We start from the raw sequence: 19,023 nt of genomic DNA on the forward strand, positions 1-19,023 counted from the left end.
AATCCTGCATACACATGCAGGGTTTTTTTTGTATAATAATGTTTGAGTGGGGAGAAGTGGGGGAAAGTGGAGGATAGCGGGAAGGGAGTGGGGGAAGCGGCATGTTCATGGGCGAATATCAGCACAGCATCGATGAGAAAGGCCGGCTTACCATCCCTGCCAAGTTCCGCGATGAACTCGGAAGTTCCTTCGTCATTACCCGCGGGCTTGATCAGTGCCTGTTTGTCTACCCGATGGATGAGTGGAAAGTCATCGAAGAAAAATTGAAGTCTCTGCCCTTTACAAAAGCGGATGCGCGCGCTTTTACCCGGTTCTTCTTTTCCGGAGCGACTGAATGCGAATGGGATAAGCAGGGAAGGGTAAATATACCAGTCAACCTGCGGCAGCACGCCAAGTTGGCAAAAGAGTGCGTGGTTATCGGCGTTTCCAACCGGGTGGAGATCTGGAGCAAGGAAGGTTGGGATGATTACTGCACCCAATCGGAGGGCTCCTTCAGTGAAATAGCGGAAAAACTCGTCGATTTTAACTTGTAAAAACAGACTCGAAGAGCTGGAGGCTGTGAAGCGCTTGCTGTTTGGGTCAGGTTCGGGAGGAAGCAGGATTGTTTCATCATATAACTGTCTTAAAAGAAGAAGCCGTTGCCGGGCTTGACATTCGTCCGGATGGCGTGTACGTCGACTGCACGCTCGGAGGAGCAGGACACAGCAGCTTGATCGCCGCCCGGCTGAGCGGCCTGGGTCGGCTGATCGCCATCGACCAGGACGATGCCGCTCTGGAGAACGCGGCAGCGAAACTGGGCAGCTTGAAGGAGCGAGTCACGCTTGTAAAAAGCAACTTTCGCCATTTGAAGGAAGTCATACACGGCCAGGGCTTGTCCGGTGTTGACGGCGTTCTGTTTGACCTCGGCGTCTCCTCGCCGCAGCTGGACGAAGGGGACCGGGGCTTCAGCTACAATGCCGATGCGCCGCTGGATATGCGGATGGACCGGAGCGCGCAGCTGTCCGCCTATGAGATCGTCAACGAATGGGACGAAGCGGAAATCGCCAAAGTCATTTGGGAGTACGGAGAAGAAAAATTTTCCCGGCGGATTGCCCGGCAAATTGCCATGCAGCGGGCGGAGGCGCCAATCGAGACGACGGGTCAGCTCGTCGAGTTGATCAAGCAGGCGATTCCCGCGCCGGCCCGCAGGAGCGGACCGCATCCCGCGAAGCGGACGTTTCAGGCGATCCGCATCGCCGTCAATGACGAGCTGGGCGCGTTTCAGGAAGCGATCAATGACGCCATCCTCCTGCTGAACCCAGGCGGGCGGATCAGCGTCATCACATTTCATTCATTAGAAGACCGCATCTGCAAACAGACGTTTCAGGATTACGCCAAGGGCTGCACATGTCCGCCCGACTTTCCGCAGTGCGTCTGCGGCAACCAGCCGATTGTCCGCGTCGTCACACGGAAGCCGATACTGCCCAGCGAAGCGGAGCTGGAGCAAAATCCGCGGGCGCGATCGGCCAAATTGCGGATTGCAGAGAAACTGTAGATACTTCAGTCAGAGAGGGGGATCGCTTTGCGTTACTACTATCGAGGGAATCTCGCGGTCGAGGTGGAACACCCAGACAGCCCGTCCGTGCGAAAGAAGCGCAGAATCACGGTCAAGCCGGGGATTCCGGCGAAAGAAAAGCTCCTGTACCTGTTTTTTATCTGCGTGATCGTTACAGGAGTGGGCTTTATCGGCGTTCGCTACGTACAGATCTCAGAGTACAACTATCAGATACAGAGCACAAAACGAGCGATTACATCCGTGCAGGAAGACAATGCCGAGCTTCGCTTGAAAATCGAACAAATGAATACAGGTGACAGAATCAGACAAGAAGCGGCGGAGATGGGACTGGTCGTTTCGCCGGATTCCGTCCATGTCGTCGAAAGCGGCAAGTCACCACAGCAGGCGAAGGCGGGCAAAGCAAATTAGTTGCGTTACTCTGACGACAAAACAGAGTAACTTTTCTTTTTTCACCAGGCTGATAGAAAAAATCGCTTTTTGAGGTGAAACCGGCATGGGGACGAAACAGCGGATAAAATGGCGGAGCCTGTTGATGGGACTCAGTTTCATCTTGACGTTTGGCGGTCTGATTACCCGCCTCTGGTGGCTTCAGGCAGTAGATGCCCAGGTCAATTTGGAAAGGGCAAAAGACCAATGGGAGCTGCAGCAGATCCTCAAGCCGAAACGCGGTTCGATCGTGGACCGCAACGGAGAGATGCTGGCTTATGAGGAGAAGGCGTACAATCTGATCCTGCAGGTAAAACCGGCAGACAAAAAAGAGGAGGATATGCCCGACTGGGCCAGGTCCAACTACGTCAAAGACCCTTACATGACTGCCCAAAAATTGGCTCCCATACTTGGCGTGACGCCTGATTTTCTCATAAACAAAATGACTTCGGTGAAATCATCGTACAGCATCGAACTGGGGATGGTCGGGAAGAAGCTGACCGAAGATCAGAAAAAGAAGATTGACGCCTTGATGTATCCCGTTGTCAATGGCGAAAAAGAGAAGACAAATCAACTGCCCGGCGTGGTACTGCAGCCCACGACCCGGCGCTACTATCCCAAGAACAGCTTTGCTGCGCACGTGCTCGGCTACATCAGCTACGGGGAAGGCGAGGACGAGGCGCACATGGGCATCGAGAAGCAGTACGACAAGGAGCTGTCCGGCGAACCGGGAGAGCTGCAGGTGCTGACGGACGGCGCTGGCTATCAGCTGCCGGATGGAGAACAGAAGTTCAAGCCGGCCAAAGACGGGCAGAACGTCGTGCTGACGATCGACCAGCAGATACAAGATTACGTCGAAGCGGCGCTTGAAGAAGCGCAGCAGAAGTTTACGCCCAAGAGCATGACGGTCGTCGTCGCCGACCCCAACAACGGCGATATTCTGGCGATGGCCAGCCGCCCTAGTTTTAATCCGAACCAGTACTGGAGCATCACCGACTATCGCAACCAGGCGATCAGCAGTGTGTTTGAGCCGGGTTCGACGTTCAAGATCATCACCCTGGCAGCGGCGATTCAGGAAGGCAAGTTCAATCCGGGGGACCACTACCAATCAGGTACATACACCAAATTGCCCGGGGAACCGATCCGCGACCACAACTGGGGGAACGGTTGGGGAAATATCACCTTCCTGGAGGGCGTGCAGCGCTCCAGCAACGTGGCCTTCGTCATCCTCGGCTACGAGCGGCTGAAGGCAGATCTTTTGGCCAAGTACTTTGACCTGTTCGGGATCGGCAAGAAGACGGGGATAGACCTGCCCAAAGAGGCCGAAGGGATCATGTTTGATCTGAAGCATCCCCGTTCCCAGCGGGACGTGGCGGCCACCACCTTCGGACAAGGGGTGGCGGTGACGGCGATCCAGCAGGTGGCGGCGGTCGGAGCGGTTGCCAACGGCGGCGAGCTGCTGAAGCCGCACATCGTCAAGGAGCTGCGCGACCCTCACACCGGCAAGGTGACCAAGAAGTTTGACAAAGAAGTGGTGCGCCGGGTCGTCTCCGAGGCCACGGCGAAACAGACGCGGGATATCCTGGAGACAGTCGTCACCGGCGATCACGGTACCGGCAAATCCTTTAAGATTGACGGATACCACGTCGCCGGGAAGACGGGAACGGCGCAGATCTACGACCCGAAAACCGGAAAGATCGTTCCGGGCCGCTACGTCGTCTCGTTCATCGGCTTCGCTCCCAAGGACGATCCGAGGCTGTTGGTCTACGTCGTCGTCAACGATCCGGAGACGAACCTGCCTTCAACGACATGGGGCTCAGAGATCGTCGCCCCGATCTTTAAGTCGGTTATGGAAAAAAGCCTGCAGTACCTGAAAGAGGTGCCGGACAGCGGTACCGTAGATGCGGCCAGTCTCAAGAAAACGGCAAAAACAACTGCGCTCACCGAACGGGCGGTGCCCAAGCTGACAGACATGGCGGCGAACGATGCAGTCACCCGGGCCAAACAGGCCGGGTTTCAGACCGAACTGATCGGCTCGGGAACGAAGATCGTCCAGCAGTATCCGGCAGCAGATGAGACAGCCCCGCAAAACAGTACTATCCTGCTGCTCACCGACAAGGTGGAGGGCGCAAAAATGCCGGACTTTACCGGCAAGTCGCTGCGTGAAGTGATGGAGTACGCTTCGATGCTGAAGCTTAACGTCAATCCGACGGGCAGCGGTTTTGTCAAAGAGCAGAGCATCCCACCGGGGACGGTGATCAAGGGCAGCGAAACGCTGCGTGTAACCCTTGCCGCCGCCTCCTCGCCATAGCAGTTCTAACCCCACCCCCCTGCGAATAGGGTAGGTAGAGACAAACCTATTCTTGTTCGTTAGGGGGGCTGTGCTGTGCGGGTATCCAATGTAACCGTACGACGCCGCATCTTCATCGCTCTCATCATCGGAACCGTATTGTACGCTGCTTTGATTACACGGCTGGGGTACGTCCAATTCGCCCAAGGGGAGTGGCTGTCGGACGAGGCAGGAAAATTGTGGGGACGAAATATTCCCTTTGTTGCCCAAAGAGGGAAAATATTCGACAGAAACGGAAATGAGTTGGTCACCAACGTCAGTGTTCCCACCGTATGGGCTATTCCCGCACAGATTAAAGATCCCAAGTCTACAGCGAAGCAATTGGCCGTGGTCCTCGGAGAAAACGAAGATAAAATTTATCAGGTAATCACCAAGCGGGCGATGATCCAGCGTGTACCCGGCGGTCGAAAAATTCCCGAAGAGAAGGCCCGGGAGATCCAGAAGCTGGCCCTGCCGGGGATCCAAGTGGCGGAGGACTCCAAGCGCTTTTATCCGGAAGGCGCGTTTGCCTCCCATATATTGGGCTTCACCGGGATTGATAATCAGGGGCTAACCGGCTTGGAACGCGTCTACGATCAGTTTTTACAAGGGAAAGACGGCTACGTGGCGTTTCCCTCGGACGCGAGAGGCCGCTTGATGCCGGGCGAATCAGACACCTACGTGCCGCCGATTAACGGAATGGACATGTACCTGACGATCGACAGCACGATTCAGCGATTCCTGGAGCGGGAGCTGGACGAGGCGATGGTCACCTTCCTAGCCGACGACGCGCTGGCGATTGCGATGGACCCGAATACCGGCGAGATTCTGGGAATGGCCAGCCGTCCCACCTATGACCCGTCCTCTTACAAGGACGTGCCGCAAGAAATCTACAACCGCAACCTGCCGATCTGGAAAACGTTTGAGCCCGGGTCCACGTTTAAGATCGTCACCCTTGCCGCCGCGCTCAACGAAGGAGTCGTCAGTTTGGATGAAGGCTTTTACGACCCGGGCTACATCATGGTCGCCGGCGCCAAGCTGCGCTGCTGGAAGCGGCAGGGGCACGGCCAGGAGACGATGCTGGAAGTCGTCGAGAACTCCTGCAACCCCGGGTTTGTCACCATGGGTCAGCGGCTGGGCAAGGATCGGCTGTTTGGCTACATCGACAAATTTGGGTTCGGCCACAAGACCGGGATCGATTTAAACGGCGAAGAAAACGGCGTCATGTTTAAACTGAATCGCGTCGGACCGGTCGAACTGGGGACGACCTCTTTTGGCCAGGGCGTTTCCGTAACGCCGATTCAGCAAATGGCGGCAGTCGCCGCGACGATCAACGGCGGCAAGCTGCTGAAGCCGTACATCGCCAAGGAGTGGCGCGACGGCATTACGCACAGTGTCGTCGGCCGCACGGAACCGGTCGAAGTCAGGCAGGTGATCACTCCGGAGACCTCGGAAAAAGTTCGCTATGCATTAGAGAGCGTCGTCGCCAAAGGGACAGGGCGAAACGCCTTTATCGAAGGCTACCGTGTCGGGGGCAAGACCGGTACGGCGCAAAAGGTAAAAGGGGGCGGCTATTCTGCGAGCGAGTACATCGTCTCCTTCATCGGATTTGCCCCGGCGGACGACCCGAAGATCCTCGTCTACGTCGCGGTCGACAACCCGAAGACGGCAGCGTTTGCCAGCACGGTCACGGCTCCGTTGGTGCGAAACATACTGGAATCGTCTTTGCAGTATATGAAAGTACCCAAGCGGCAAGGACAGATCGAGCGCGAGGAAAGGTACGGAGACAGCAAATTCATCGAAGTACCCAACCTTCTGGGCATGAAGATCGACGAAGTCGCCGGCTCCTATTATACGCTTCCGCTCGACGTAGCGGGAGAGGGCTCCTACATCGTCAAGCAATCTCCTGCAGCGGGAGAAAAAGTCCAAGAAGGTTCAAAAATTCGTATCTACCTTGGTGACAAAACATCCAATTAGCTATAAAATGAAATTTCGTAGAGGAAGTCATTCCGGTTTTGAAACCGCAAGGCTTTTGTCTATACTAGTTGGAAAATGGGGTGCCTCTGTCATGCAACTGAGGAATGTACTTGCACCGCTGTTGCCAGTTCGCATATTGGGCGACGATCAGGTCGCGATTACAGGCATAACGGCTGACTCTCGCGAGGTACGTCCGGGAGATTTGTTTGTCTGTCTGTCAGGGTTTACGGTAGACGGCCATGCGTTTGCGCAGCAGGCCCTGCAGCAGGGAGCCGCTGCCGTGCTGGCGGAGAAGGAACTGGACCTTGCCGGAACGGTGATCGTTGTACCCGATACCCGCCGGGCGGCAGCCATGATCGCCGATAAGTTTTACGGGTCGCCCACTGCAGCCTTGAAAGTGATCGGGGTAACGGGAACAAATGGAAAAACGACGACGACCCACTTGTTGGATCACATTTTGCGCCACAAGCAAAAACGAACAGGTCTCATCGGCACGATACATATGCGGATCGGAGACGTCAGCGAAGAGCTGAAGAACACGACACCCGATGCCCTGTTCCTGCAAAAGAGCTTCCGGCGCATGCTGGATGCGCATACGGAATACGCGATTATGGAGGTCTCTTCCCACGCGCTCGACATGGGGCGGGTCTGGGGGGTTGACTTCCACACGGCTGTCTTCACCAATTTGACGCAGGACCATCTTGACTACCACCAGACGATGGAGAAGTACGCTGCGGCCAAATCGCTGTTGTTTGCCCAGCTCGGCAATGGCTATCGTCACGATTCGCCAAAGACTGCCGTGCTGAACGCGGACGATCCGGTCTCGGCACAGTTTGCCCGGGTCACCGCGGCACGCGTGCTTACATACGGGATTGATCGGCCCGCCGACGTGCGGGCGGAAGAGATCAAACTGTCGAGCGGCGGGGTTACCTTCACCGCCCGCACCTTCGCCGGTGACGTAAAGCTGAGCCTCCGCCTAATGGGCAAGTTTAACGTCTACAATGCCTTGGCGGCGTTGACGGCAGCCCTGGTGGAAGGGATTCCGCTCGCCGATATCAAGCAGGCACTGGAGGCCGTTGAAGGAGTCAGCGGCCGCTTTGAGGCGGTCAAGGCTGGCCAGGACTTTGCGGTCTTGGTGGATTACTCCCATACTCCGGACAGCTTGGAAAATGCCTTGACCACAATTAAGGAATTTGCCCAGGGAAGGGTTTTTTGCGTCGTCGGGTGCGGCGGCGACCGGGACAGGGGCAAGCGCCCGATTATGGCGCAAATTGCAACAAAATACGCTGATTTTACCGTCTTAACTTCAGATAATCCGCGCTCGGAAGACCCGGAAGCAATCATCGCTGACATGGTTGCGGGGCTTGCGGGTGTGCCTGCCTCCCGCTACCTCAGTCTGCCGGACCGCAGGGAAGCGATCGCTTACGCTGTCGGCCAGGCTGGCGCCGACGATGTGATATTAATCGCCGGAAAAGGCCACGAGACTTACCAGATCATCAAGGGCGAGGTGCTGCCGTTTGACGATCGGGAAGCAGCTCGCGAAGCAATCGCTGCGCTGCGTCCAAAAAAGTGACGAGGTGGTGTTGAACGGGCGAACACATCAAGAAAGGAGGTTATGGCATGCTCTTTGACAACGTACTTATCATTACGATAATCGCTGCATTTCTGATCGCCGTCCTGGTGGGCCCGCTGTTTATTCCGGTGCTGCGCCGGATGAAGTTCGGCCAGAGCATCCGCGTCGAGGGACCCCAGTCCCATCAAAAAAAAGCGGGAACGCCGACGATGGGCGGTACGATCATTATGCTTGCTCTGATCTTTACAGTGCTCAAATTTGCCAATCTGTCGATGGAGATCTTCTTTCTGATGCTCGTTACCTTGGGCTATGGACTCATTGGCTTTTTAGATGATTTTATTAAGATTAACAAGAAGCGAAATCTCGGCCTGACGGCGAAACAAAAGTTTCTCGCCCAGATTCTGCTGGCGATCCTCGCCTATGCCTTGCTGGTTACAATGGGGCACGATACCAGCTTGCACGTGCCGGGAACCTCCTGGGACATTCACTTGGGATGGCTGTATTTTCCCTTTCTCGTCTTTCTGTTCGTCGGCACGACAAATGCGGTCAACATCACGGACGGCCTGGACGGACTTCTGGCCGGGACCGGCGCGATCGCCTTCGGAGCCTATGCGATCATCGCCTGGATGCTGGGCAAAGCGGACACTGCCGTATTCAGCGCCGCAATCGTAGGAGCCGTACTCGGATTTCTCGTCTTCAACGCACATCCGGCCCGCGTGTTCATGGGGGATACCGGATCCCTGGCACTTGGCGGGGCGCTGGCAGGTGTCGCCATCATGACCAAGACGGAGCTGCTTCTGGCTGTGATCGGGGGAGTATTCGTGGTGGAGACACTCTCTGTCATTCTTCAGGTCGTTTCGTTCAAGACGCGAGGCAAGCGGATTTTTCGCATGAGTCCGCTGCACCATCACTTCGAACTGACCGGCTGGTCTGAGTGGCGTGTAGTCGTGACCTTTTGGCTGGTGGCGATGGTCTTCGCCGGATTAGGTGTTTACTTAGAGGTGGTTCGCTGACATGGAATATTATCGAGACAAGCGCGCAGTCGTTCTGGGCCTGGCCAAAAGCGGTGTGGCAGTTGCAAAACTGCTTCACCGCTTTGGTGCTAAGGTCGTGGTCAACGATCAAAAGCCGCGCGAACAAGCAGTTGGAGCAGAGGAACTGGAGGCCCTTGGCATTCACGTCATAACAGGCGGACATCCAGAGGATTTGATCGATGCCGGTGTTGACCTCGTCGTCAAAAATCCGGGCATTCCCTACGAGACAAGACCGGTCGCCAGAGCGTTGGAACTGGGGATCCCGGTGATGACGGAGGTAGAGCTGGCGTACCAATTGTCCAAGGCGCCGCTGATCGGCATTACCGGTTCCAACGGGAAGACGACTACGACTACCCTCGTCGGTCTGATTTTGGCGGAGGCCGGGATCGACGCCAAGGTGGGCGGCAATATCGGAACCGTGCTCTGCGAATTGGCGGAAGCGGTCACGGCAGACCAGTGGCTGGTCGCAGAATTGAGCAGCTTTCAACTGAAGGGGACGATCTCGTTTCGGCCGCGAATCGGCGCCCTGCTCAACCTGTATCAGGCCCATCTCGACTACCACCATACGGTGCAGGATTACCGGGAGAGCAAAGCGAAGCTGTTCGCCAATCAAACGGCGGACGACTACGCTGTCCTCTCCTACGATCAGGCAGAGGTAAGGGAATGGGGACTTCACCTGCCGGCCAAGATCTACTACTTCAGCCGGACGCAGCCGGTTTCGGCAGGCGCGTTCGTCCAGAGCGGGCGAATCTTGTTCAGGGAAGCGGGCGGCGAGCCGAAGGAGATCATGGCAGCAGCCGATGTTGCCCTGCCGGGAGACCATAATTTGGAAAATGCGCTTGCAGCGATCGTGATCTGCAAGCTGGCCGGTGCGGATGATGCAGCAATCGCCAGGGTGTTGTCCCGCTTTCGCGGAGTGGAGCACCGTCTGGAATACGTCGATGAAATTGCCGGTGTAAAGTATTACAATGATTCCAAAGCGACCAATCCGGAAGCCTCCAGCCGATCGATCGGCGTCTTCCGGCAGCCGGTGGTGCTGATCGCCGGAGGATTGGACCGGGGGACCGATTTTCGCGAGCTGGTGCCCGTACTCAGGCAGCATGTAAAGGCGATCGTCACGTACGGCCAGACAGCGGACATTTTGCTTGCGCGGGCCGTTGAGGCAGGAATCAGCCAGTCCGTTCGCGTCGATACTGTGGATGAGGCCGTCAGCGCCGCTGCCGGACTGGCACAGGAAGGCGACGTCGTACTGCTCAGTCCTGCCTGTGCGAGCTGGGATATGTTCCCGTCATTTGAAGTGCGGGGGAGCATGTTTAAAAATAGCGTGCATAGACTGAAAACAAGCCTATAAGTCCGTCCCTTCGTCGGGGCGGGGCAAGAAAGGATGGCTTGCGATGACGAAGGTACGTACTGCTCCTGACTTCGTAATTCTCTTTGCAACGCTCTGCCTGCTCGGAATCGGCATTGTGATGGTCTACAGCGCCAGTGCGGTTTACGCAGAAAACATCCTGCACGATCCTTACTATTTTGTAAAGCGTCAGGTTATCTTTGCCCTGCTTGGAGTCACCGCGATGTACATCATGATGAACATTGATTACTGGGTCTGGAAGAAATGGGCGAAGGTCGGGTACCTGGCCAGCATCGGACTGTTGGTCGTGGTTTTGCTGGTCGGGATCGAGGTGAACGGCTCCAAGAGCTGGCTGGGAATCGGTTCGTTCGGCATTCAGCCGGGGGAGTTTGCCAAATTTGGCGTGGTCGCCTTTCTCGCCAGATGGCTTTCCGACCGTCAAAAGGAGATCGTGCTCTTTCGCAAAGGGTTGATGCCCGCCCTGTCCATCCCGGTCGCCTGTTTTGGCTTGATCATGCTGCAGCCCGACCTGGGGACAGGAACGGTCTTGATGGGGGCGGCGATCCTGATGATTTTCGCCGCCGGTGCGCGGATCAGCCACTACCTCTTTTTTGCCTTTCTCGGGTTGGTCGGGTTTGCCGGGCTGGTTATCTCCGCTCCCTATCGGATGGACCGGATCACCGCCTTCATCGACCCGTGGAGCGATCCGCGCGGCGCCGGCTATCAAATCATCCAATCGCTCTATGCGATTGGTCCGGGCGGACTCTTTGGACTCGGCCTCGGCCAAAGCCGGCAGAAGTTTGCTTACCTGCCGGAACCGTATAACGACTTTATCTTTTCGATTATTGCCGAAGAGTTGGGTTTTATCGGCGGAACCTTCGTCCTCCTGCTTTTCTTGCTCTTGTTGTGGCGAGGCATGCGGGTGGCGATCACCGCCCCGGATCTGTTCGGCAACCTGTTGGCGTTGGGGATTATCGGAACCATCGCGGTGCAAGTGATCATCAACGTCGGGGTCGTGACCGGCATGTTCCCGGTAACCGGAATCACGCTGCCGTTTCTCAGCTACGGGGGATCGTCCCTGACGCTGGTGCTGACGGGAGTGGGGGTATTGCTTAACATATCCCGCTTCTCCCGCTAATTCGGAAGTTTAGAAAATAGGTGATGAATATGCGCGTCGTCCTGACCGGTGGAGGTACAGGCGGACACATTTATCCAGCGCTTGCGGTAGCAAAAGAAATTTTGCGTCAGGAACCGCAGGCTAGCTTTTTGTATATCGGTTCGAAGAGCGGTCTCGAAGCCAAGCTGGTGCCGAGGCAGGGCATTCCGTTTGAAGCGATCGACATCGCCGGGCTCAAGCGAAAGCTGACGTGGGAAAACCTGCGGACAGCGTGGAAATTCATTCGCTCGGTGGGGCGGTCCAAGGAGATCCTGCGCGAGTGGAAGCCAGACGTCGTGGTTGGAACAGGCGGCTACGTCTGCGGGCCAGTCGTCTATGCGGCAGCCCGCCTCGGGATTCCGACGCTGATCCACGAGCAAAATGCCGTTCCCGGTTTGACCAACAGCTTTTTGGCCCGTTTTTCGGACAAGGTAGCTGTCTCGTTTGCGGACTCGCTGGACTCCTTTCCGCGGGAAAAGGCCGTCTTTACGGGCAATCCTTGCGCGACAGAAGTGCTTCACGGCGACCGGGAGGCAGGGCGGAAATCGCTCGGAGTGGCGGATGGGAAGCGAATCGTCCTGATCGTCGGCGGAAGCCGGGGGGCGAAAGCTATTAATGACGCTACACTAGAACTCATCCCAGTCCTGTCGACATATACTGGTTATCATTTTATATACGTTACCGGAGAGGTCCATTATGACCGTATTTCCGCGGCTGTAAGGGAAAGAGGGGAGCTGCCTGGCAACGTGTCAGTGCTGCCGTTTATCCACAACATGCCGGATGTTTTGGCGGCAACCCATGTGATCGTTGGACGTGCAGGCGCCTCGACGCTGGCCGAGTTGACAGCGCTCGGCATCCCCGCCATTTTGATTCCATCTCCGTATGTGACAAACAACCATCAGGAGAAAAACGCCCGAGGTCTGGAACGGTCGGGTGCTGCCGCTGTCCTCTTGGAGAGCGAACTTTCAGGGAAGACGCTGGAACAGGCGCTGGCAGCGATTTTGCTGGACGATGAGCGATGGCAGAAGATGCACGCGAGCTCTCTCTCGCTCGGCAAACCGGACGCCGCCCGCGCCATCAGCCACCTGCTCGGAAACCTGTGCGATTCCCGCCGCTAGGCGTCTGTCACGCCGTTGTAGGCGGCAGCATAGTATGAAGCAAACACGTGATAAGACTCAGGTTCCTACCTAGCATTTGTGTCAGGAGGTTCGAAGATGAAAGAGATTGCAGAAGAGTTGATACAAGCTGACGTTGGTAAAGTGTTAGTCAATGAACCTCTTGCCAACCATACGACTTGGCGAATCGGCGGTCCGGCAGACTTGTTAATCCAGCCGAAAGACAAAGCGTCCATCATTGCAGCAGTACAGATTGTCAATCGTCACGGCCTCCCGTGGAGTGTAATTGGACGCGGCTCCAACCTTCTAGTGAGGGATGGAGGGATTCGTGGAGTTGTGTTCAAAGTGACTGAGGGCTTAAGTCACTGTGAGTTTAAGGGTGAAGAGGTGCGTGTTGGTGCCGGATATTCCATGGTTCGCTTGACGGTTGAAACAGGAAAAATGGGGTTGACGGGATTGGAGTTTGCCGGCGGGATTCCAGGTACGGTTGGCGGAGCCGTGTACATGAATGCAGGGGCCCATGGATCAGATCTTTCACGTATTCTTAAAGAAGCCGAAGTCCTCTTTGAAGACGGCGAAACGAAGGTGTTGACTAACGAGGAAATGGAGTTTAGTTATCGCACGTCGCTGTTGCAGGCAAAGAAAGGCGTCGTGCTGGAAGCGGTCTTCCAACTGCGTACAGGTGATCGCAAAAAGATAGCCGCTACTTTGGCTTCCAACAAGAATCGCCGCCGTCAGACACAGCCTTTGACGATGCCCTGCGCAGGTAGTGTATTTCGCAATCCCCCCGGAGATCACGCCGGTCGGTTGATCGAAGCGGCAGGCCTGAAGGGATTCAGTTACGGAAGAGCACAAATCTCGGAGATTCACGCCAATTTCATCGTCAATCGTGGGGGTGCCTTGGCTACCGACGTCCTCACCCTGATGGAGCATGTCAGACAAACGATTAAAGAGAGAGATGGCATCGACTTGCATCCGGAAGTACTGGTGGTGGGCGAGGGGTAACACGGAGGTGAAAGTTTGGAAACTTTTACTATCGAAGGTGGAAGACCTCTGTCCGGAACGCTTCGCATTCATGGTGCTAAAAATGCGGCCCTTCCCATCCTGGCGGCCACCGTACTCGCGGAGGGGCAATTTCACATCTACGACGTCCCGCATTTAAAAGATATTGATGTAATGTTACAAATATTGACAGCCCTCGGTGCGAAAGCCAGCCACGTAGACGGATGTGTCAGTTTGGATACGACCTCCATTTCTGTCACGCATGTTCCGGATGATTTGATGGGGTTGATGCGCTCTTCGATTTTCTTGATGGGGCCACTCCTTTCGCGGTTTGGTGAAGTGACCATTTCCCGCCCTGGTGGCTGCGTCATCGGAGAGCGGCGGATTGATCTACACCTTTCCGGGTTAACAGCGCTTGGCGCGAAAATTGAAGAGGTTGATGGGTATACCACTTTTCGTACAAAACAGCTTCGTGGAAACAATATCTTTCTCTCTTTTCCCAGTGTTGGGGCAACAGAAAATCTCATGATGGCTGCTGTTTTGGCCAAGGGCACGACCCGGATTTGCAATGCAGCCCGCGAGCCGGAGATTGTCGATTTGCAAAGCTTCCTGAATGCGATGGGGGCGAGGGTACGGGGGGCAGGCTCGGATACGATCGAGATCGTGGGCGTTCCCCGCCTGCGGACTGTCAGCTATCGCATCATTCCAGACCGAATTGTCACCGGTACTCACGTGCTTGCGGTTGGCGTGGCCCAAGGCCATATTCAGCTGACCAATACCATGCCGGAACACTTGACAGCATTAATCGAGATTGCCCGCAACTGCGGTGTTGAAATCAAAACCTACCATGATATAATGGAAATTAAAAGCACTACCAGGCCGCGTGCAATCGATCGGATCATTACTCAACCGTTCCCCGGCTTTCCAACCGACCTACAAGCCCAAATGATGGTTTTTCTGGCACAGGCCAGAGGAATAAGCATGATCAAGGAGACCATTTTTGAAGGAAGATTCAAACACGTCAATGAATTAACGCGAATGGGTGCTTCTATCTTTGTAGATTTGGGTACTGCGTTTATTCGTGGCGTCAATAAATTGTACGGTGCTGCGGTGGAAGCGACGGACTTGCGTGCTGGAGCCGCCCTCGTATTAGCCGGCTTAGGCGCTGAGGGGGTTACCACGATCGAGCAAGTACATCACATTGACCGTGGATACGAACGGCTAGAGTGGCAGCTCCAACAACTGGGTGCTGACATTCAGCGTACAACTAGTATAAGCTGATGATGAAGGAAAAGCGGCATATCGAGGTATGCCGCTTTTCAATGCTTTTGGGAATGAGGGCAAATTGCCGCAGACACAACGGGAGGGGCAAGAGATGGCGGTTTATGAGGAACGCATTCCGCAGGTAAAGCAAATCAAACCAAAGCGCAAGGGAAATCGCCGCGTGCTGTTTTTGCTTCTGCTGTTTTTTCTGCTCGTATTGGCCGTCCTGTTTTTTCGCTCCTCGTACAGCAAGGTAGCGGTGATAGAGGTTACGGGAAACGTGCTGTACACCAAGGAAGAAATCACGGCCGCCTCTGGCCTCGCTCCTGGTATGCAGTTTTTTAACGTTTGGCAAAAGGACGTGCAGGAAAACCTCAAGCAGCTTGCCGGAGTCAAATCGATCACCGTATCCCGCAAGTTTCCCGGCGTAATCCGGCTTGACGTCATCGAGTACAAACGGGTCGCGTTTCTCGTTGACGCCAAAGGAGACTTTCTGCCGCTGCTGGAAAATGGGGTTCATTTAGACGATAACAAAATGAAAGCGAATGTGATAGACGACCCCCTCGTCCGCAATTGGACGTCACCTGAGCTGCTGCCGGAACTCTCCGCTGCACTGGCCAAACTTCCGGTGTCGATTCGCAATGAAATTTCGGAGATCGCCCTGACCCCGACCCCGTACGACAAGCAGCGGCTGACGCTGTACATGAGGGACGGCAACGAGGTGAGAACGGTGATTTACCAACTGGCGGAGAGGATGGCATACTACCCGGCGATAGCCAGCGATATTCCCGAAGGCAAAAAAGGTGTGATAAATATGCTGGAGGCTACATGGTTCAGCGAGTACGCCGCCCCGAAGGAAACGGAGGGATCGGGAGACCAGCAGCAGGGACAAACTGACCAACCGGACAAGCCGGATGAACAAAAGGAGTCGCAAGGTAATGAGGGTACGTAAATTTCACATCTATTTAACGTTTGTGACCATATGTACAGGCTTTCTCATTGCGAGTTCGATCGAATTGACCAGGCTGCGGGCGATGGAGAGACAAGGTGATCAGCAGTGGCAGCAAGAGGTCAGTCTGAACGAAAGGATCCTGGCGGAAAAGAAACAAACCCGCCAATTGGAGGAAGATTTACTGAAGCTTCAGCGCCAGGTTGCGGAGGAAGAGGAGAAAATGGCGGAGCACCAGACCGAAGCAGCGGCCATTCTGAACGAATTGGAGGCAGCCCGGATGATGGCGGGGATGGTTCCGGTAGAGGGACCGGGCATTGTCGTGACGATGAAGGACAATCCCAATGCGTCCAACTCCGGCGACGTGACGAAGTACATCATTCACGAGCAGGATGTCCGCCTCGTCGTCAATGAACTGCGTGCCGCCGGGGCGGAATCGATCAGCATCAACGGCCAGCGGGTCATGGGCAACTCGGCGATCCGCTGTGTCGGACCGACGATCATCGTCAACGGCGTCAAGTCAGCCGTGCCGTTCGTCATCAGCGCGATCGGCGACCCCGCTACCCTGGAGAACGCCTTAAATCTTCCCGGCGGCGTCATGGACATCCTGCAGGGGTTTGTCCAGATCGAAACCGCAAAAAAAGACCTGTTGCAAATACCAGCCCTGGTGGGCGATGTAAAAACCCAAAATACCTCATCGTAAGGGGATAAGGAAGCGTTTGGAATGCTGGGACAAAACCGTAAAATTACGTTTATTCTGACAGCTATTAGTGTTATTATTGGAGTTATGCTGGCTACTCAATTGCAGAGTACGCTCAAACCGGAGAAGGTGGAGTCACGCAGCTTGAATGAACTTCGGATATCCCTGCAAAAAGAAATAGAGAAGCATCAGAACCTGTTAAACGACATCTCCAAATTCGAGCACCTGCTGTACCAGTACGACACGTCTTTAAACGAGCGGGAGAGCATCTCGGTCATGAGGGAAGAGCTGGCGCGCGCCCGCAAGCTCGCCGGCCTCGAAAAAGCAGAGGGCGCGGGTGTGATGGTGCGCATCGAGGACATGAAGCTTCCGCCGGGACCGCTTGGCACGGACGACGGAAGTCCCGCCGAGGCAGCCGCGCTGCCGGATCTGCTAATCGATGAAGACCTTCGCTGGCTGGTCAACGAGCTCTTGGTCAACGGGGCAAAAGCCGTTTCGATCAACGGCCAGCGGCTGGTGTCCACGAGCGCCATCCGCAATGTCGGACAGTACATTCAGGTAAACACCAACACGATCAGGCCGCCTTACGAGATTGCTGCTTTAGGCGACCCGGAGGTGCTGGTATCGGGCCTGAAGTTAAGCGGCATTGAAGAAACGTTCCAGCTCGCCAACAAGACGGTCGTTTTGGAAAAACGGGATGCCTTGACGCTGCCGCCTTATACAGGGAATCAGACGATTCACTATATGAAACCAGTGAAAGCAAAAGGAGATTCGTAAAACAATGTGGCTTCCGGTACTAGGATTGATCATCGGCGTTGCAGTTGGGTTCTTGCTGGATTTGCGAATCCCGCAGGAGTACAGCAATTACTTGTCGATTGCCCTGCTTGCGGGACTTGACACGATTTTCGGTGGCATACGCTCTTATCTGGAGCGCATGTTCAACGTGAGAGTGTTTATTTCCGGGTTCTTTTTTAACACGTCACTGGCCGCCGGACTGGCGTTTCTTGGCGCGTTTTTGGGTATAGATTTATATCTGGCTGCGATTGTCGCCTTTGGCGTCCGCTTGTTTAACAACTTGGCTGTCATCCGCCGGATTATCCTCTCCAAATGGCTGAGCCAGCGCGATTAAGCGGGTGTTCCGACAAATCCTTCCAGAGATCTAGGTACAATGTACTTTTTTTTTGAAAAACCATCATGAGAAAAAAGGGAATGATTGTCCGGTGTGGAATAGAATATGCAGGTGTTGCGAAGATAGTCAAGTTTTGATGGAGGAGGTGTCACTGGTTTGGTGAGTAACCATAACGAACTTATTGTCAGCTTAGACATCGGGACGTCCAAGGTTCGCGTCATTATCGGCGAAATCGGGACTGGCTCGATCAACATCATCGGTGTAGGACAAGCCTACTCCGAAGGGATCAAAAAAGGGGCTATTGTTGATATCGACCAAACCGTGCATGCCATCCGGGAAGCCGTCGATCACGCCGAGCGCATGGTAGGCGTTTCGATCGAAAACGTGTTTGTCGGGATTACCGGCAACCACATCGAATTGTTTGAAACTCAAGGTGTCGTAGCTGTTTCCAGTGAAGACAGGGAGATAAGAGATGAAGATATCGAGCGGGTGATACAAGCGGCAAAAGTCGTTGCTTTTCCGCCCGACCGCGAAATAATCGAAGTCGTACCCAAGGAGTTTATCGTTGACGGCTTGGGAAGCATCAAAGACCCGCGAGGGATGATTGGCGTCCGCTTGGAGATGGAAGGAACGATTGTGACCGGTTCCAAAACGATCATGCACAACATCGTACGCTGTGTCGAGCGCGCCGACCTGCGAGTTGCCGGGATCTTTTTGCAGCCTCTGGCAGCAAGCCAGGTTGCTTTGACCAAAGACGACAAAAACCTGGGTGTAGTCCTGGTGGACATCGGGGCAGGCTCCACGACTGTCGCTGTATTCGAGCAGGGACAGCTGGTTGCGACTTCCTGCATCGGCATCGGCGGCGATCACATTACCAACGACATTGCCCTCGGGCTGAGAACCCATACCGATGTAGCCGAAAAGATCAAGGTAAAGCACGGCTGTGCACTGGTTGACGAGGCATCGGAGGAAGAGCGGTTCAAGGTGACACGGATTGGCAGCGAAGTGGAAAAGCAGTTTACACAGGTGGATCTGGCCAACATTATCGAGCCGCGCGCTGTGGAAATTTTTGCGTTGATCGAAGAAGAAGTGTACCGCATGGGCTTCCACGAAGACGTCGCCGGCGGCTATGTATTGACAGGCGGAACCGTCTCAATGCCGGGGATGCTTGAGCTGGCCAAAGAGGAATTGGACGCTCCTGTCCGCATCGCGATCCCCAATTACATAGGAGTCCGCGATCCCGCTTACACGACCGGGGTGGGGTTGATTCAATACGCCACTTCCTTTGTCGAACGAAAGAGCGGACGCGCGCCAGCCGCCGTCAAGCCAAGTGCAAAACCGGCCGCTCCCAAGCAGAAGGAATCAGGCAATTTTATGGAGCGGGTAAAGAATTGGTTTAGCGAGTTTATTTAGCGGTTAAATATCATTCAGAAATACAAAACAAGGGCGCCCTCAGGACTTATCGTG

At 55.1% G+C, this 19,023-nt stretch carries 17 protein-coding genes; all 17 read left to right on the forward strand.

Annotated elements, in window-relative coordinates; translation table 11 throughout:
• Window positions 1-101 precede the first annotated feature (101 nt).
• The gene (gene mraZ / locus ACI7RC_RS00170; protein ID WP_408106205.1) at window positions 102-533 is read left to right on the forward strand and encodes a division/cell wall cluster transcriptional repressor MraZ; all 432 of its coding nucleotides are present in this window, start codon (window positions 102-104) and stop codon (window positions 531-533) included.
• A gap of 68 nt (window positions 534-601) precedes the next feature.
• The gene (gene rsmH / locus ACI7RC_RS00175) at window positions 602-1,534 is read left to right on the forward strand and encodes a 16S rRNA (cytosine(1402)-N(4))-methyltransferase RsmH (RefSeq protein ID WP_408106206.1); all 933 of its coding nucleotides are present in this window, start codon (window positions 602-604) and stop codon (window positions 1,532-1,534) included.
• Window positions 1,535-1,561: 27 nt separating this feature from the next.
• The gene (gene ftsL2 / locus ACI7RC_RS00180) at window positions 1,562-1,963 is read left to right on the forward strand and encodes a cell division protein FtsL (RefSeq protein ID WP_408106207.1); all 402 of its coding nucleotides are present in this window, start codon (window positions 1,562-1,564) and stop codon (window positions 1,961-1,963) included.
• Between the two features lie 85 nt (window positions 1,964-2,048).
• Complete coding sequence (locus ACI7RC_RS00185; protein ID WP_408106208.1) at window positions 2,049-4,292, forward strand: penicillin-binding protein; 2,244 nt, start codon at window positions 2,049-2,051, stop codon at window positions 4,290-4,292.
• A 75-nt stretch (window positions 4,293-4,367) separates the two neighbouring features.
• Window positions 4,368-6,287: a stage V sporulation protein D gene (locus tag ACI7RC_RS00190; protein WP_408106209.1), complete on the forward strand. Its 1,920-nt coding sequence runs from the start codon at window positions 4,368-4,370 to the stop codon at window positions 6,285-6,287.
• A gap of 91 nt (window positions 6,288-6,378) precedes the next feature.
• Window positions 6,379-7,860 carry a UDP-N-acetylmuramoyl-L-alanyl-D-glutamate--2,6-diaminopimelate ligase gene (locus ACI7RC_RS00195; protein ID WP_408106210.1) on the forward strand — a complete coding sequence of 494 codons (1,482 nt, stop codon included), beginning with the start codon at window positions 6,379-6,381 and terminating at the stop codon, window positions 7,858-7,860.
• 47 nt (window positions 7,861-7,907) lie between these two features.
• Complete coding sequence (mraY, locus tag ACI7RC_RS00200) at window positions 7,908-8,873, forward strand: phospho-N-acetylmuramoyl-pentapeptide-transferase (protein WP_408106211.1); 966 nt, start codon at window positions 7,908-7,910, stop codon at window positions 8,871-8,873.
• A 1-nt stretch (window position 8,874) separates the two neighbouring features.
• Window positions 8,875-10,245 (forward strand): UDP-N-acetylmuramoyl-L-alanine--D-glutamate ligase, encoded by a 1,371-nt coding sequence (gene murD, locus ACI7RC_RS00205; RefSeq protein WP_408106212.1) that lies wholly within the window; start codon window positions 8,875-8,877, stop codon window positions 10,243-10,245.
• Between the two features lie 43 nt (window positions 10,246-10,288).
• Window positions 10,289-11,380, forward strand: a complete 1,092-nt coding sequence (spoVE, locus tag ACI7RC_RS00210; protein WP_408106213.1) for a stage V sporulation protein E — start codon at window positions 10,289-10,291, stop codon at window positions 11,378-11,380.
• A gap of 29 nt (window positions 11,381-11,409) precedes the next feature.
• On the forward strand, window positions 11,410-12,516 hold the full coding sequence (gene murG / locus ACI7RC_RS00215; RefSeq protein WP_408106695.1) for an undecaprenyldiphospho-muramoylpentapeptide beta-N-acetylglucosaminyltransferase: 1,107 nt from the start codon (window positions 11,410-11,412) through the stop codon (window positions 12,514-12,516).
• A gap of 96 nt (window positions 12,517-12,612) precedes the next feature.
• The gene (gene murB / locus ACI7RC_RS00220) at window positions 12,613-13,518 is read left to right on the forward strand and encodes a UDP-N-acetylmuramate dehydrogenase (protein WP_408106214.1); all 906 of its coding nucleotides are present in this window, start codon (window positions 12,613-12,615) and stop codon (window positions 13,516-13,518) included.
• A gap of 15 nt (window positions 13,519-13,533) precedes the next feature.
• Window positions 13,534-14,796, forward strand: a complete 1,263-nt coding sequence (gene murA, locus ACI7RC_RS00225; RefSeq protein WP_408106215.1) for a UDP-N-acetylglucosamine 1-carboxyvinyltransferase — start codon at window positions 13,534-13,536, stop codon at window positions 14,794-14,796.
• A 94-nt stretch (window positions 14,797-14,890) separates the two neighbouring features.
• Window positions 14,891-15,730 carry a cell division protein FtsQ/DivIB gene (locus ACI7RC_RS00230; protein WP_408106216.1) on the forward strand — a complete coding sequence of 280 codons (840 nt, stop codon included), beginning with the start codon at window positions 14,891-14,893 and terminating at the stop codon, window positions 15,728-15,730.
• Complete coding sequence (locus ACI7RC_RS00235) at window positions 15,717-16,430, forward strand: DUF881 domain-containing protein (protein WP_408106217.1); 714 nt, start codon at window positions 15,717-15,719, stop codon at window positions 16,428-16,430. Before ACI7RC_RS00230 ends, ACI7RC_RS00235 begins: the two co-directional genes overlap by 14 nt.
• Before the next feature lie 21 nt (window positions 16,431-16,451).
• A complete protein-coding gene (locus ACI7RC_RS00240) occupies window positions 16,452-17,204 on the forward strand; it encodes a DUF881 domain-containing protein (protein ID WP_408106218.1) in 753 nt (250 codons plus the stop codon).
• A gap of 4 nt (window positions 17,205-17,208) precedes the next feature.
• Window positions 17,209-17,556 (forward strand): small basic family protein, encoded by a 348-nt coding sequence (locus ACI7RC_RS00245; protein ID WP_019120694.1) that lies wholly within the window; start codon window positions 17,209-17,211, stop codon window positions 17,554-17,556.
• A 156-nt stretch (window positions 17,557-17,712) separates the two neighbouring features.
• Complete coding sequence (gene ftsA, locus ACI7RC_RS00250) at window positions 17,713-18,969, forward strand: cell division protein FtsA (RefSeq protein ID WP_408106219.1); 1,257 nt, start codon at window positions 17,713-17,715, stop codon at window positions 18,967-18,969.
• Window positions 18,970-19,023 lie beyond the last annotated feature (54 nt).

This window comes from Brevibacillus sp. B_LB10_24, assembly GCF_046036945.1.
In the GTDB taxonomy this organism is placed as follows: Bacteria; Bacillota; Bacilli; order Brevibacillales; family Brevibacillaceae; genus Brevibacillus_C.